We start from the raw sequence: 215 nt of genomic DNA, 5'->3' as shown, positions 1-215 counted from the left end.
GAGCTTGTTGAGGACGCTGCGCCGGGCCGCCTCGGTGGGGTGCGCGGTGAAGACGGGGCGTACGGAGAAGTGGCGGGCCGTCTCGCGCAGCCGGTTCAGCTCCGCCTCGCCGAGGAGGGCGGTGGCGCGGCCGATGGGGGAGCCCTCGCGGGCCCGGAGCTCGGCCAGGGCGCGGCCGCGGTGGACCTGCTCGGTGACGTTGGCCAGGTGGAAGT

Annotated in this window: 1 protein-coding gene; it reads right to left on the bottom strand. The window is 75.8% G+C overall.

Annotation, left to right across the window (positions count from 1 at the left end; translation table 11 throughout):
- On the bottom strand, positions 1-215 hold a 215-nt coding region (locus LE181_RS31610), incomplete at both ends, for a phosphoenolpyruvate carboxylase (protein ID WP_225665027.1).

The sequence above is a fragment of the Streptomyces sichuanensis genome, assembly GCF_020328095.1.
Lineage (GTDB): Bacteria > Actinomycetota > Actinomycetes > Streptomycetales > Streptomycetaceae > Streptomyces > Streptomyces cinnamoneus.
Note: the sequence above shows the minus strand (reverse complement) of the source record. Positions and strands in the feature narration are given on the sequence as shown.